The sequence below is a fragment of the Paenibacillus sp. FW101-FHT12H11 genome, from assembly GCF_058790355.1.
In genome coordinates, this window is the sequence record NZ_JBYTCO010000003.1 from 583,048 (window position 1) to 598,911 (window position 15,864).

Consider the following 15,864-nt stretch of genomic DNA (forward strand, 5'->3'; position numbering starts at 1 on the left):
GATGGGGGAACTTAGATGAACACAACCATTATTCCGCAGGCTCTGCAGCCTACTCAGCGTCGAAGGCTGTGGAAACGCATTTTAACCAAATACGAGTTCTATATCATGTTGGCTATTCCGCTCATTTGGTACATCATTTTCAAATACGTGCCGATGTACGGGATTCAAATTGCCTTCAAGGATTTCTCGGCAACACGAGGCATTATGGCGAGTCCATGGGCTGGATTCCGCCACTTCGAGCGGTTTTTCGAATCGTCCTATTTCTGGGAACTATTATGGAATACGCTGTCACTAAGCTTATATTCCCTGTTAGTTGGCTTCCCGGTTCCGATCCTGTTAGCTCTGCTCATCTATGAGATTAACGGCAAACGGATGAAAAAATGGCTGCAAAACGTAACCTACATCCCGCATTTTCTGTCTTTGGTTGTCATCGTCGGCATGTTAAACGTGTTTCTTGATCCTGACACAGGTAAAGTGAATCAATTGCTGGGTCTTCTCGGCGTTGACCCGGTTCCTTTCATGCGTAAAGCCGAATGGTTCCAGACGGTGTTCGTTTCCTCTGACATCTGGCAGCACATGGGCTGGAGTTCCATTATCTATTTAGCCGCCTTGACGGCCATAGATCCCACGCAATATGAAGCTGCGAAAATGGATGGTGCCAGCCGGTTTCAGAGACTTTTGCACATTTCATTGCCAGGCATGCTGCCAACCATTGTCATCATGTTTATTCTGCAGGTGGGGCATTTGATGGACATCGGATTTGAGAAAGTATTGCTGATGCAGAATCCGGTTAATGCCAGCAAAGGCGAAATTCTAGCCACATTTGTGTATAAAAACGGTATTCAGCAAGGCCAGTTCAGCTATACGGCAGCGGCAGGATTGTTTAATTCCGTGATTGATTTTATTCTGCTCATCCTTGTAAACAGCTGGGCGCGTAAAAAAACAGATTCTAGCTTATGGTAGGAGGCGACCAAGATGACAGCCTATGAGTCGAGAGGAATACGGTCGAAAGACGATAAGCTCTTTGATACTTTTATTTATATCATCGCCGGGATTGTGCTGATCCTTGTCCTGTACCCGCTTTTGTTCGTAGTCAGCGCGTCGTTCAGCGATCCTGTTCATGTCATTGAAGGCAAAGTGTGGCTGCTGCCGCAAGGGTTCACCTTGGAACCTTACAAACATGTGTTTGAGAACGATGCCATTTGGCAAGGCTACGGGAACACACTCCTGTACACACTAGCGGGCACACTCGTTAATATCATCCTCACGGTGCTGGCTGCCTATCCGCTTTCACAGCGTGATTTGCCGGGCCGTACCTTCATCATGGTGCTCATCACGATTACGATGTTTTTTAGCGGCGGTCTGATCCCAACTTATCTATTAATCAAATCGATGGGAATGATTAATACCGTATGGGCGATGATTTTGCCCGGCGCGATATCTACGTATAATCTCATCGTAATGCGGACTTTTTTTCAAAACGGCATTCCCTACGAGCTGCAGGAATCCGCATGGATTGACGGCGCCTCTAATTTTCGTCTGCTGTTGACGATCGTCATTCCGTTGTCGACGCCGATCTTGGCCGTCATGGTGTTATTTTACGGCGTAGGCCATTGGAATGCGTATTTTAACGCTATGATCTACTTGAAAGATCGAGAATTGTTCCCTTTGCAGCTCATCCTGCGTGAAATTTTAATTCTGAATCAGTCCGAAAACATGGGGCTGGAGGGAGCGGGGATGACCGAGCGGGTCATGATGGCAGAAAGCATTAAATATTCCGTCATTATTATTTCAAGTTTACCGGTATTGGCGCTGTACCCTTTTGTACAGAAATATTTTGTGCAGGGCGTCATGATCGGTTCTATCAAAGGGTGACAACATAAGCGGAAAAGGGGACATCACATGGCACAACCTAATATTCTGTTGATTCAAACGGATCAACAAACAGCGGAGACGCTAAGCCTATATGGCAATACCGCTTTGCATACACCGGCATTGGAGAGCCTTGCGCAGCGGGGTGTCGTCTTTGAACAAGCGTTCTGTAACTATCCAGCCTGCTCGCCTTCTCGTTCGTCCATGATGACAGGCAGGTATTGTTCAACGTTAAATTTGCATGCGAATCATATGTTGATCAACCCAGCAGAAACGACATTACCGCAAGTATTAAAAGCGCATGGCTACCAGACATCCTTGATTGGCAAAAACCATGCCTTCATGAAGGACGAGAAGGAATCGTATTATCCTGGCGGGATACCGGAGCACACCAGCACACTTGCAAACGTGTTCGATTATGTCAGACTCGGAGATCACGGGCATCTCGTCGACGGTTATCGCGAAGACCCGGAAGTGCTAGCCGCACACCAATGGGCGGTCAAGCATTGCTGGAGTTCTCCGCTAGGGCATGGCGTTAATCCAGCTCCGCTGGAGAAATGCGGCACCTATTTGCTTGGAGAGACGATGCTGGATTATTTGGAGCGGGTGCGAAGTACAGATAAGCCGTTTTTTACCTGGCTGTCATTCCCCGATCCGCACACGCCGTATCAAGTGCCTGAACCGTATGCCAGTATGATTGATCCGGCTGACGTGCCAATGCCTCCGGTGGATACACTTCAAGGGAAGCCGGAGCGGGTACGAGTAGCTCATCTGATGGATGCGATGGATACGGCGGATGAGGCGCTCATACGGAAAATTCGCGCTATTCATTACGGCATGATTCGTTTTATTGACGATACGTTGGCTAAAATATTCGCGAAGCTGGATGAGCTGCATCTCTCTGACAACACCGTGATCCTGTTCCTTTCCGATCATGGCGATTCGATGGGTGCGCATGGCGTCATTCAGAAACATAACTTTTTCTATGATTCATTTACGCACGTTCCTTTTGTCATGTCGGTTCCCGGGTATGAAGGCTCTAGAAGAACTTCCCATCCTGTAGAACTTGTAGATGTCATGCCGACCTTGCTCGAATTGGCAGGGGCACCAATTCCGCACGGCTGCCAGGGAAGAAGCTTGGCTCCTTATCTGCTAGGCGATTCCACGTACAAGCCACGATCGTTTATTGTGATGGAAAGCGGGGAGCATGGTGAGCCGCCAAGAGAGTCGGATATTGTGCTTCGACCCGAGCACCCATTTGATGAGCGGTATTTTGTATGGTGTGCTTACCGTGACGCTTGGCTCGGCAAAGGCAAAGCCATTCGAACCTCTGACTGGAAATTGTGCCTCTATGCAAACGGTGAAAGCGAATTGTATGATTTGCGAAATGATCCTAACGAACTCGTAAATCGGAATCACGATTCAGCATGCGCAGAAGTGCGTATTGAACTTGAACGTAAGCTGCTCCTATGGATGATGGAGAAGGAAGATCCGCTGCCTTTGAATACAACCGTCCATTTATCTATGCAATTCATGAAGGAAAAGTATGCGTAAATAGAGTTATATCACCGGGACTCCATGGGAGTTCCGTTTTTTTGTATTTTTTTAAAAATAAAATTATTACCAAATTCATTTAATAAATTACATTTTAATAAAAACTGATGAACGTATAATGATTACAAGAGATATCCGAATACGATTTGGAAAGGAAAGAGGGATGATGAAAGTGAAAGCGGTTTTAGGAGACTACAGAGAGAACGTAACCGTAAAAAAGAAAAACAGTTTCCTACGCAGCATAAAAAGAGATTCTCTCTTATATTTACTCTTATTGCTGCCAATGGCGTATATCCTCATTTTTAAATATGCTCCCATTTACGGTGTATTGATGGCTTTCCAGGACTATAATATTTTCCAGGGCATTAGCGGGAGTGAGTGGGTTGGGCTGGATGTTTTCAAATTCATTTTTGAACAGAACAGTTTCTACCGTGCGCTTACCAATACCCTTGTTTTGAACTTTCTGGATTTAATCGCAGGGTTCCCTGCACCCATCCTATTAGCCATTTTGTTGAATGAACTCCGGTTTGTCAGATTTAAAAAAATAACCCAAACGATTCTGTATTTACCTCATTTCTTATCTTGGGTCATTATCGGAGGTATGGTATACTTGATGTTTTCTACGGGCGGCATGGCAAATAGCGTCTTGTCTAGCCTTGGATTGGGCAGCATTGAGTTTCTGTCTCAGAAAATGAATTGGCTGATCATGTATGTCGCTGTTGGAGTATGGCACAGTGTTGGATGGGGGACAATCATCTATCTAGCCGCCATTATCGGAATCAATAAGGAACTATACGAGGCTTCCGATATTGATGGGTGCAGCAGGCTTCGTAAGATTTGGCATATTACACTGCCAGGAATTAAGCCGACCATTATTATCTTGCTTATTTTGCAAATTGGCAGAATGATCTCGATTGGATTCGATCGCCCGTTTGTAATGGGGAATTCCCTTGTTAGTGAATACTCCGATGTGATCAGTACTTATGTGTATCGCATAGGGATCGGGTCTGGGGATTTCTCGCAAGCAACAGCCGTTGGGTTATTTCAATCCGTCGTAGGTTTGATATTTTTAGTAACAGCAAATTTTATTGCCAAAAAAATCGGTGAGCAGGGAATATGGTAGGGAGTGTGAGTTAATTGATTAAAAAGCAAAAAATAAATGTAGTAGATATAGTTATTATGTTATTCATTATAGGTGTAGCCATAACGTGTCTTGTTCCATTTTTATATATGATTGCGCTTTCTCTTAGCTCGAATAATGCCATCATTTCTCAGAAAGTTTCCCTGTGGCCGGTAGAATTCACGCTTGAAACTTATAAAACAATTTTAAGTGATGTTGACATGATTTATACGCTTGGTTATACGATTGTCTTGACCATTTTGTATACAATCATCTGTATGTTTTTAACTATCTGTGCTGCGTATCCGCTTACAAAGAAAAGATTGAAGGGAAGAGACTTTGTATTAACCATTTTAGTGATTACGATGTACTTCAGTGGAGGTCTCATTCCTAGCTATATTTTGGTGAAAAATCTGGATTTGATGAATTCGATGTGGAGCTTGATTTTACCTGGCGCTATGAGCGTATTCAATCTGATCATCCTCAAAACGTTTTTTGCATCGCTTCCAGAAAGCTTGGAAGAGTCGGCATCTATTGATGGATGCAATGAACTGGGCATCCTGTTTCGAATTATTCTTCCTCTCTCGATGCCTTCGATCGCAACTTTAAGCCTATTTTATGCGGTTGACCGATGGAATGGTTTCCAAGATGCACTCTTTTATATAACAGACAAGAACTTGTACCCGATGCAGTTAAAATTGTACCAGATCATAACTGCCAATCAGCAGTTAGATACTCAGCAAGGCGAAGGCAGTGTTGGCGCTTTTATTGTTCCTGAATCATTGAAAGCTGCGAGTGTCATGTTTGCAACGGTTCCTATCTTAATTGTTTATCCTAAACTTCAAAAGTACTTTGTTGAAGGTGTCATGACAGGGGCAATTAAGGGTTGATAAAGGGCTAGGAATTATCAAAAAACAAAATGGATAAAGGGTGAGGTTACAATGAAAATTAAAAAAATGTTAGCTTTAGTACCCGTTTTAACGCTGGTCACCAGCGCGCTGGCTGCATGTGGCAGCGATCAAACGAAAGCGGGCCAATCAGCTTCAACGGCAGCTCCAACTGCTTCAGGGGCGCCGGTTACACTCACGGTTGAAGTTTTTGACAGAGGGATTCAAGGACAGCCCGATTTGAACAATAATACCTGGACACGGTATATCAATGATAATTTCGGCAAAGCGAACAATGCGATTGTGAAATTTGTACCAGTGCCTAGATCGCAGGAAATCGATAAGCTCAATGTATTGATGGCTTCAGGCGAGGCGCCTGATATATCCTTTACGTATGACGGTGCAACTGTATCCAGATACGCCAAAATTAATGGGATTCAACCCTTGGATGAGCTATTGGCTAAGAGTGGTAAGGAGTTAACGAATTACTTGGGCAAAACGGTTCTTCATTATGGACAATATAATGGGAAACAGATGGCGATACCTGCGAAAAGGACTTCCCTGGCTTGGGGCGGTATGTTCATTAGAAAAGATTGGCTGGATAAATTGGGCATGCCGGTACCTACGACTAGAGATGAATTATATAACACGTTAATTGCTTTCAGAGATAAAAATCCGGGTGGCGTGAATGGCGTTATTCCATGGGGATTGGCAGCAACCGGTATGAACTATGGCTTTGGTAATTTAACCGAATCTTTCTGGGGGAAACAGTCGGAGGAAGAATTCGTCACGATGCCAGGATGGCTAAAACCCGGGAATAAGGATGCATTAAAGTTCCTGAATAAGCTTTATAACGAAAAATTAATCAGCCCTGATTTTGCTCTAGACAAAACTGCCAAACAAGCTGATGCGGATGTTACGAATGGGAAAGTTGGATTCTTCAGTGCCAACTGGGATTATCCGCTAAGACAAAATATTAGTGAGCCACTAAAGACAAATGTGCCTACTGCAAACTTTGTTCCAATTGATACCTTCAAAAACTATGAAGGGAAATATAAGAAAATTGCGTACAATGAAAATGGCGTGAATGTTTTTATACCGAAGAGCAGTAAAAATGCGGAGCTGGCAGTCAAGTATTTGAACTGGATGTCCGACCCTAAAGTCTTATTCTTCCTGCAATACGGCCAGGAGGGAGTTAACCACAAGATGGTGAATGATATGCCGCAAGTGATTACGCAGACGGGTGATAATATGCAAACGAGTTACCTAAATCTTGATTATACGCTGGTAGTGAATGGTGTGGAGCTTGGCGATCAACAGAAGAATATTAAGGCTTTAGCTGCTTCCGCTCCGGGATACGAAGCTGTTGCTGAGCAATCGTACAAAATCAATACGACAGATACGTATACAGGTTACTATTATGAGACGCCGAATGAGTCCAATATTAAGTTTGGCAAAACACTTGGGGATCTGAACAAAACGATGACAGACAAACTTATTGTTTGTAAGCCGGGAGAATTCGATGCTTTGTATGACAAATTAGTTGCCGAATATATGGCAGCAGGCGGGCAAGCTGTCATGGATGAAAATGTAAAATTATACAAGGACATGCAAGCGAATAAAAAGTAGTTATCAAATAGAGTTTGACATATAAGAAGTAAAAGCCTATGGACATGATGAAGCTATGTCCATAGGCCTTTCTAATGAAAAGTCTAACAATCTTGTTATCTCGCTGGTATGCAGATAAAATAAATGATTAGGGTAGATCGGTATCTAGGGGGTACTTATGTATAGTGTTATTATTATAGATGATGAACCATGGGCGATAAAAGGGATAAAGAATGTATTTAACTGGGAAAAATATGGATTCGAAATCACAGGAACGTTCACAAGTGTCCATAAAGCAATCGAGTTCATCAACGAGGAGTGCCCTGATCTTATTTTTACAGATATTAGAATGCCCGAAATTTCCGGCCTTGAGCTCATGAGGATGACCAAAGAAAAGGAATTGGATGTTGAGTTTGTAGTTGTAAGCGGTTTCGCGGAGTTTGCATATGCGCAGGAAGCCTTAAGATATGGGGCGTTGGATTATTTCCTCAAGCCCATAGATATTGATATGGCCGATCCATTGATTGAAAAGCTGGCCCTGCATTTTTCGAAGAGGAGAAGTGTTCGGAATAACCTGATTCTGGAGGCATTAACTTTACCGGATAAAAGTGAATTAAATCGTTTAACACCCTTCTTTGATCGTTCATCGAACGATTATTTTCGTGTTATTATCATGTATTCCAATAGCGAGAACAAGGAGCATAAGAACTTAAACTTTTTCGATCGCAAACAGACATTGGAAATTGATTTTGGATCAAGAAAGACGTTATATATTCTAAAAAGCGATCAAAAATCAGAGTTGGAACATGATGTAGATTACACCGTTTTCGAGGGATTAGATATAAAAGCGATAGGAAACAGCAACATTTCAACGAATTATGAACAGATGGCCAAGTTGATTAAGGAAGCAGATCTTGCAGCGTCGCAAATATTTTTAAATGAAGAAAAAGGCGTGTTTGAATACGAGCCAAAGTTTACGGTGGTGAAGCCGTTAATAGACGAAATTTCTACCATCATCCAAGAAAATAAGTTTGATGAAATGGAGTACAGCATAGAAAGAGTCGTGGACTTTTTCAGGCAAAATCACCTGGGTATGGGAGAGGTCGTATACCTATGGAATCAAGTGGTTAGCGTGTTGGTTGGCACCTATTATGAAGAGCTGAAAGACATGGAACTTGATTTCCTGAATTACGCTGAACTGAAAGAACGGTTTGAGAACTTTGAGTCCTTATGCAGTTTTTTATATGATATTCTGATCTACATCAAACAGCTGAACGGCCATGCGGTGAATGAGGGGGATATCAATGCTTATTTTAGCCAGATGGTTAAATATATCGACACTCATTATCAATCCAGGTTATATCTGAAAGATTTGTCTGCCAAATTTTACATCAACCAAGTCTACTGCTGCCAATTTTTCAAGAAAAATTTGGGCAAAACCTTTTCAGAATATGTCACGGAATTGAGAATAAAAAAAGCGTGCGAGCTTTTGAAACATACAGAATTATCCATTGAAGAAGTGGCAACGAAAGTAGGATACTTTGACTATTACTATTTCAATAAAGTGTTCAAGAAACAATGCGGAATCACGCCTTCGAAATTTAGAAAAAGTTGATGGTTAGCGATCGGAGTGGGGATTGTGCAGATTAGTAGACTTAAGCTAAAACATCAGATATTGCTCATATTTACCTTTTCAATCATCATATTTACATCCATGGAGTTGTATTTCTATTACAGCTTCTATGATCTCACGCAAAAAAGAGCTTCCAATTACGGCAATAAAATCATTGAACAAACACGCCAAAAGATAGATACCGTCTTTAATGATTTGGAAGTAAGCACAAACATAGTCGTTAACAATAAAAAGATCCAGGAATTTACCATTGCAGATGATGATTATAAAAGAGCATTTGATATCGGGGCTTACGTTATTGATCTTATGGAATACATGAGGTCCTTTAATTCGTATGTCAATGGTATTGTAATTAATGACAGCGAAGGAAGGCGAATATACAGTTTAGCCACTTCAAATGGTGATATATTTTTTTCCAATCAATATGCTGAATTTATTAATTCCTATAAACTGGATAGTAAATCCGTTGAAAAAGGCATGTATACGGATATTCTCAAAGACGAAAAAACAGGAAGCGAATATTTCTTTTATATAGCACCTATCATTGAAGCTATTGGCGGGGTTCGTTTTTCACAGCAAACCGGCTATTGCTCGGTGATGGTGAATACGGACAGGCTGCAAGAATTGGTTAAAAATACGGATCTGACGCCTAATTCTACTTTATATCTATTAAACAGCCGAAATGAAGTTATCGCATCGAATAATACGAATTTCCGCGGCATTTTGTTCAAGGACATACTCTCTGTAGATCGGGATAGTTTAACGAATGGCGTCAAAACCAATATCAACGGGGAAGATGTCATCGTTCAGGAAAAAGATTTGGAGCAAGCAGATGGCTGGCGGATCGTTAGTATTATTCCGGTGCACGAATTGACAACCGACATGAACGCGATCAAAAATGTTAGCATTATAGCAGGCGTCGGAATCATTCTAAGTTTGATTATTTTGGGGTATTTTTTCCTGAATAATTTGACACGGCCTGTGATGGGGCTTGTTGCCGATATGAAAAGAATTGGGAAAAGAGACATGGGTTTTCGGATTAAAGTGCGCTCAACGAATGAAGTTGGTGTTCTCGCCTATGATATCAACAGCATGATTGACCAAATGGAAGAGATGGCAAGCAATATCTTGAATACGCAGGCCAGGTTGTACGAGTCGGAAATTAGCAAAAAACAAGTTGAATTTTCCGCTTTGCAAAGTCAAATCAATCCGCATTTCCTGTATAATACATTAAATTGCATTAGCAGTATCGGGCTTGAATATGGCAGCAAGGAAATTGCACAGATTACTTCCTCGATGTCGAAAATATTCCGTTACAGCATTAAAGAGGATGAGCTCGTGCAAATAAGCGAAGAAATTCAGTGTGTACAGGCCTATATGAATATTATTTCCATTCGGTATGAGAACAAGTTTATGATGAAAGTACATGTGGATGATAAGATTATGCAGAGGAAAACACCTAAAATGATTTTGCAGCCTATCATTGAAAATTCGGTTTATCATGGCCTTGAGCGTAGGGATGCAGGAGGAAGTTTACATGTAAACGGTCAGATTGATGCGAATGGGGATATCTGTTTTCAAATAACGGATTCCGGAATCGGGATTGGTCATGATGAACTAGAAGTGATAAAAGCGAAGCTGAACATGGACTACTCGGAGCGAGTCAAGAACAGTCCGGATGGCAAAAGCATCGGTCTTTCCAATATCAATAACAGGATTAAGCTGATGTTTGGAGAAGGATATGGGGTAGACATAGAAAGTCAGTTGGGACGGGGGACCACGGTGATGGTGAAGATTCCTTCTATAAGTAATTAGGAGTTGCAGGCATCGCGGCGGTATCACTGTGGGAGTACTATTTTGGAGGTAGGTAGCATGAGATCGGAAGATCAGATTAAGCGTATGATTCATCAGTTGGAACAGATGGTGCAGCGACTCAACCCAGCAGATAATGTTGACGAAATCAAAGAAATTCGTTCCAAAATTGAAATGCTGGAGTGGGTATTAAACGCTCCTGCCGGAAAATATCATGCATGATATATTAGTTCGAGTATAAGCTTAAGGGAGGTTTATATGAGAAACCAACAAATACCCGGCACAGACTTAACACCATCCGTCATTTGCCTAGGCACTTCGAATTTCGGTGAATCGGTGAGCCGAGAAAATGCCTTTGAAATGATGGATCGTTATTTGGACAGGGGAGGCAATTTTCTCGATACGGCCAAAGTGTACTCTGATTGGGTGCCGGGCGAGCGAAGCCGCAGTGAAAAGCTTATCGGCCAATGGTTGAAGTTGCGTAATAACCGTAGTCGTATCGTGTTGGCTACCAAAGGGGCACACCCCGAACTGGAGACTATGCATATACCGCGTTTAAGCCGGGAAGATATTTATGCTGATGTGGACATGAGCCTCAGCCACTTGCAAACGGATTATATCGATCTGTACTGGCTGCATCGCGATGATTCACAGCGACCGGTAGAGGAAATTATGGATACAATGCATACATTGGTTCAGCAGGGTAAAATCCGATATTTTGGCTGCTCAAATTGGCGATCGGATCGCATAGAAGCCGCGCGTCAATATGCAGCAAGCAAAGGGCTGCAAAGTTTTGCAGCCAGCCAAAACAAGTGGAGCCTTGCTTCGTATCCTCCCACAAACGATCCTATGATGGTGACGTTAGATGAACGCGAGTTGGCGTATCACGAACGTACAGGGCTGCCTGCGATCCCCTATAATTCACAGGCATCAGGTTTTTTTAGCGGTCGATATCAAAGCGAAAAGCTGCTTCAGCCTAGCCTGGAGAATAAAAAAATATGGAACCTGTGTAATGAAAGTAATTTGCTTAAGCTGAAGCGTGTCGAAACACTCGCTCGGCAGCTGGATCTCACGATGACACAGGTCGCTCTTGGCTACTTGCTTGCTCATCCGTTTCCTGTCTTTCCGATATCAGGCTGCAAAACGATCCATCAGCTGGAAGATTCCTGTGCTGCTGGCGATGTACGGTTAGACGATCAGATTTTTCAGGAATTGCGAGGAATCCACTGAAAATTAGTTGGAAAGGAAGTGCACTTGTGAGACTAAATCATCTTAATTTAACTGTCAGTGATGTGAAAGCTACTATTGATTTCATTGTGAAATATTTCGGAATGGAAGTTAAACACACGCGCGGCAATGGATTCGCTGTCCTCTCGGACGGTAGTGGCTTAGTACTTACCTTGATGAAAGGAGATCAAGTCACCTACCCAAGCACTTTTCATATCGGCTTTATTCAAGAAAGCGAAGCTCGGGTGAACGAGATCTATCAACGCATGAAGGATGATGGTCTTCATGTAAACCCTCCGCAACGATCGCACGCCTGGACGTTCTATGTGCAAGCACCTGGCGGGTTTACTGTTGAGGTATTATGTTGATAGGTCGAGAGTTAGAAATAGATTATGGAGCAGGCGCCATCACGGTGCCTGCTTTATTTCTTTTTGCCTAGAGAACGAATTGGGCGGATTACTTATTTTGGGAATTTTCAAGTAAAACCATTGACGTAGTTATAAAATGAATAGTAATATTATAACTATGAAGAATAAATCCAATAAACCCCAACGATCACCACTTGCGTTAGCTATTCTCGCCAATCTGGCCGAGGAACCCATGCATCCTTACAGAATGCAGCAGCTTATTAAAGAAAGAGGGAAGGATGAGGTCATTAACGTCCGCCAGCGTACAAGTATTTATCAGACCATTGAGCGCTTGCTGAGGGAGGGACTCATTTCCGTTCAAGGAACTTTAAGTGAAGGGGGGCGCCCTGATCGAACCGTTTACGAATTGACCGAAGAAGGCAGGGAAACATCGAAGATTTGGCTTAGGGAGATGCTTTCGGCCCGGTCTCAGGAATATCCGGATTTTCCCGCAGCGATTTCTTTTCTTACGCTTTTAACTCCCGATGACGTTCAGCGGCAATTTGAGAGGAGAGAAGGAGCTCTTCAGGAGGAGATCCAACGCACGAATGCGCAGTTACTGAAGTACAAGGAGTCGGTTCCCCGATTGTTCATGCTAGAGGTTGAGCATAGTCGGGCCATATTGCAGGCAGAACTTGAATGGCTGCGGGCTGTCATCGAAGACTTACGCACGGGTGAACTCTCCTGGAACGAGGAATGGATAAGTCAAATAGCAGCGCGACTAGGTAGTCCAAATTAGCATCGAAGGGATAAGCATGCGAACTTATACGGTTCAAATGAAGAGCAACTTCTGAGGAGGAGATTGGAATGATGAACACAACCGTTATTCAATCCAGCGCAACGATGATCGAGGCGACTCATATAGTAGGTTCTGTAATATCCGGAGACGGTACAGCAATCGGTTATCGGCAGTATGGTCAAGGACCGGGCGTAGTGGTGGTGCATGGCGCCAATTTATCATCACAAAACTTCAGGCAGCTTGCGGTGCGGCTAGCTGATGCCTTCACGGTTTACGTGCCTGACCGCCGTGGCCGTGGTCTAAGCGGACCTTTCGGTGAAGACTACGGTATCCGGAAGGAAGTCCAAGATTTGGAGGCACTCCTAACCCTATCAGGTGCCAGCCTTGTTTTTGGGATCAGCTCAGGAGGGCTTATTGCGCTCGAAGCAGCGCGTGTCCTGCCGGCAATTCGGAAGGTTGCCCTCTATGAACCGGCGTTGTTGATGAATTCCGCGAGGACGAAATGGCTAGCTCGTTATGACCGGGAGATCGCTGAAGGCAAGACAGCCGCCGCTCTCGTCACGTGCTTGAGAGGTTTGCAGCTGGGCGGACCGGTGCTTAACGCCATCCCCCGGTGGCTGCTCGAGTCCATGACGAACAAAATGATGGAAAGCGAGAGCAAGAAAGCGAAAACGGACGACGTAACAATGCGAATGCTTGCACCGACGCTGCATTATGACGGTCAGTTACTCGTCGAGATGACCGGCGAGGTGGATCGATTTAGAACCTTGAATGCCGATGCTTTGCTGCTTGGCGGCAGTAAAGGTTTGTCATATCTGAAACCTGCGCTAGAGGCTCTTGAGAAAGTGCTGCCTCAGGCTATAAGGATGGAAGTGCCTGGACTTGATCACGGGGGAGCATGCGATGTCAGCCAAACGAATCGGGGAGGTAGGCCGGAAATGGTGGCGAAAGAGTTGCGGCGTTTTTTTGCCTAGATTCAGTCGATGATGGCGTGTCATGATTAGCGAAAAAACTTGAGAGCCTCAGCCCGCTGCTGTGGGTCTCTTTTTTACCGATTAGTGATTGACTAATCAATAACTGGATGATAAGATGGATTCAAGTTATTGATTGATCAATCACAAATTATAAAAACTGGAGCTGATGAAATGAAAAAAGCGATTGTAATAGGAGCAACGGGTGGCACGGGAGCAGCAATCACAGAGGAACTTGTCAAAAGAGGTGTAGAAACCATTGCATTTGGACGATCTCGCCAGAAGTTAGAGCAGTTTGCCAGAAAGCTTGGAAGTCCAAAACATTTGACACTTTCTGTAGGAGACGCAATGCGATCTGAGGACATAGTGGCCGAAGCGAGTGGGGCAGACGTCATGTTCCATTGCGCGAATGTACCTTATCAAGAGATGGTCAACAAGTTGATTCCTTTAGGTGAATCTGTAATGGAGGCCGCGGAACGGCTCGCAATAAAAGTTGTAGCAATTGATGGGATCTATCCGTATGGCAGAAAACAGATGGAGCTGGTTACAGAGGAGCATCCTAAGCAGCCGCATACGAAAAAAGGAAACGTTCGGCTGATCTACGAACAGATGCTTTTTAGCAAGCGATGGACCAAGGCTCAAGTCATGATTGTTCGCTTGCCAGACTACTACGGGCCAACGGCTAATGAAGCCTCCTATTTAGGCTCAACTTTGGAAGCGATCGCGGCGGGTAAACTGGCTTTTTTCATCGGCAACATGCAAGTCCCTCGCGAATTCGTCTATTTACCGGATGCCGCTGCGATGGTTGCTGAACTGGCAGGCAAAGATTTCGCCTATGGACAGAACTGGCATATTCCAGGTGCCGGTCTTATCTCAGGACGAGAGATCGTGCGAATTGCCCAGTCGGCAAGTGGATGTGCTAAACCGGTCATCCCACTAAAAAAATTAGGTTTATCGTTGATTGGCATGAGCGTTCCAGTGATGAAAGAAGTCGTCGAGATGCTTTATTTAACCGAAGAGCCCCTTGTGTTGAGCGGAGAAAAATACAAGCGATTGATCGGGCCGATCGTAGCAACTCCGTTTAAGGAAGGGATAACTTCGACGGTTATGGCCTTGCAGGAGCGAAAGGATTCCTATGTCCCAAAGTAATTGATGAATTAATAGTTATCAATCCGCTTTCTGCGCCTTCTTCTAAGCAATAATGATTAATTTGAGACAATAAGGATGGATTATACAGGTGTAGGGTCCGGCGAAAAGGAGTTCCAATAGATTGAATAGAAGTAGAATTTTAGAACTTAACGTAGGAGGGGGAAATAAAATGGCCGAAGTCCTTATATTTCATCATTCGCTGGGGCTGACTGAGGGAATTCACACCTTTGCTGACGAGCTTAAAAAAGAGGGACACACTGTACATGTTCCCGATCTTTACGAGGGACATGTTTTTACGACCATCAAGGATGGCATGGCCTATGTCAAGGAGATCGGATTCGATGAGATGCTGGAGCGTGGTGTTCGTGCGGCACATAAACTTCCAAGAGAAATCGTTTATGCGGGGTTTTCGCTAGGAGTTTTGCCTGCGCAGAAGCTGGCTCAGACGCGGGAGGGTGCGATTGGTACACTGCTTTTTTACTCCTGCGTGCCAACTGCAATGTTCGGATTTCCCTGGCCTGCGGAGCTGCCGGTTCAGATTCACGGCATGGATGCTGATCCGTATTTTGTTGACGAAGGCGACTTGGAAGCGGCTCGTGAGCTCGTGGTGTCGGCCAATCAGGCCGAACTCTTTTTGTACCCAGGTAGCGAGCACTTATTTGCTGACAGCAGCTTACCTTCGTATGACGCTGAGGCGACGGCTTTGCTTTTGCAGCGTGTGCTTGGGTTCCTCAATCAGATCAGGTAATGGTTTGTGTTGAGCCTGCCACCTCATGCGCTAGCTAGAATGGAAGTTAACCCTTTTTTGATAACAGATTCTTGCATGCATAAGATGGTCGCATGAAGCACAAGATACGCGAGAATAATTCATTGAAGGAGTTGAAT

At 44.0% G+C, this 15,864-nt stretch carries 15 protein-coding genes; all 15 read left to right on the forward strand.

Translation table 11 applies throughout. The features are described 5' to 3' along the window. The first annotated feature begins 15 nt into the window (after positions 1-15). The 15 genes from AC3WTJ_RS12715 to AC3WTJ_RS12785 all read left to right on the forward strand — a co-directional run bounded on the left by AC3WTJ_RS12715 (position 16) and on the right by AC3WTJ_RS12785 (position 15,727). Positions 16-963 (forward strand): ABC transporter permease, encoded by a 948-nt coding sequence (locus AC3WTJ_RS12715; RefSeq protein ID WP_492522050.1) that lies wholly within the window; start codon positions 16-18, stop codon positions 961-963. 12 nt (positions 964-975) lie between these two features. Next, positions 976-1,875 (forward strand): carbohydrate ABC transporter permease, encoded by a 900-nt coding sequence (locus AC3WTJ_RS12720; RefSeq protein ID WP_492522051.1) that lies wholly within the window; start codon positions 976-978, stop codon positions 1,873-1,875. Positions 1,876-1,902: 27 nt separating this feature from the next. Then, positions 1,903-3,426, forward strand: a complete 1,524-nt coding sequence (locus tag AC3WTJ_RS12725; protein ID WP_492522052.1) for a sulfatase family protein — start codon at positions 1,903-1,905, stop codon at positions 3,424-3,426. Between the two features lie 172 nt (positions 3,427-3,598). Further along, entirely contained in the window at positions 3,599-4,549 is a 951-nt protein-coding gene (locus tag AC3WTJ_RS12730) for an ABC transporter permease (protein ID WP_309491778.1), read from the forward strand. Positions 4,550-4,605: 56 nt separating this feature from the next. Beyond that, the gene (locus AC3WTJ_RS12735) at positions 4,606-5,436 is read left to right on the forward strand and encodes a carbohydrate ABC transporter permease (protein ID WP_157324439.1); all 831 of its coding nucleotides are present in this window, start codon (positions 4,606-4,608) and stop codon (positions 5,434-5,436) included. A 51-nt stretch (positions 5,437-5,487) separates the two neighbouring features. Beyond that, positions 5,488-7,062 carry an extracellular solute-binding protein gene (locus AC3WTJ_RS12740; protein WP_492522053.1) on the forward strand — a complete coding sequence of 525 codons (1,575 nt, stop codon included), beginning with the start codon at positions 5,488-5,490 and terminating at the stop codon, positions 7,060-7,062. 157 nt (positions 7,063-7,219) lie between these two features. Continuing rightward, positions 7,220-8,656 (forward strand): response regulator transcription factor, encoded by a 1,437-nt coding sequence (locus AC3WTJ_RS12745; RefSeq protein WP_492522054.1) that lies wholly within the window; start codon positions 7,220-7,222, stop codon positions 8,654-8,656. Between the two features lie 24 nt (positions 8,657-8,680). Next, positions 8,681-10,489 carry a sensor histidine kinase gene (locus tag AC3WTJ_RS12750; RefSeq protein ID WP_492522055.1) on the forward strand — a complete coding sequence of 603 codons (1,809 nt, stop codon included), beginning with the start codon at positions 8,681-8,683 and terminating at the stop codon, positions 10,487-10,489. A gap of 57 nt (positions 10,490-10,546) precedes the next feature. Continuing rightward, complete coding sequence (locus tag AC3WTJ_RS12755) at positions 10,547-10,708, forward strand: hypothetical protein (RefSeq protein WP_492522056.1); 162 nt, start codon at positions 10,547-10,549, stop codon at positions 10,706-10,708. Between the two features lie 36 nt (positions 10,709-10,744). Further along, positions 10,745-11,716: an aldo/keto reductase gene (locus tag AC3WTJ_RS12760; protein ID WP_492522057.1), complete on the forward strand. Its 972-nt coding sequence runs from the start codon at positions 10,745-10,747 to the stop codon at positions 11,714-11,716. 26 nt (positions 11,717-11,742) lie between these two features. Further along, complete coding sequence (locus AC3WTJ_RS12765; RefSeq protein WP_492522058.1) at positions 11,743-12,081, forward strand: VOC family protein; 339 nt, start codon at positions 11,743-11,745, stop codon at positions 12,079-12,081. A gap of 157 nt (positions 12,082-12,238) precedes the next feature. Next, on the forward strand, positions 12,239-12,859 hold the full coding sequence (locus AC3WTJ_RS12770; protein ID WP_492522059.1) for a PadR family transcriptional regulator: 621 nt from the start codon (positions 12,239-12,241) through the stop codon (positions 12,857-12,859). Between the two features lie 68 nt (positions 12,860-12,927). Then, a complete protein-coding gene (locus tag AC3WTJ_RS12775) occupies positions 12,928-13,833 on the forward strand; it encodes an alpha/beta fold hydrolase (protein ID WP_492522060.1) in 906 nt (301 codons plus the stop codon). Positions 13,834-14,004: 171 nt separating this feature from the next. Further along, positions 14,005-14,979, forward strand: coding sequence for an SDR family NAD(P)-dependent oxidoreductase (locus AC3WTJ_RS12780; protein ID WP_492522061.1), 975 nt, complete (start codon positions 14,005-14,007; stop codon positions 14,977-14,979). 169 nt (positions 14,980-15,148) lie between these two features. Next, positions 15,149-15,727 (forward strand): dienelactone hydrolase family protein, encoded by a 579-nt coding sequence (locus AC3WTJ_RS12785; protein ID WP_492522062.1) that lies wholly within the window; start codon positions 15,149-15,151, stop codon positions 15,725-15,727. The last annotated feature ends 137 nt before the right edge of the window (positions 15,728-15,864 follow it).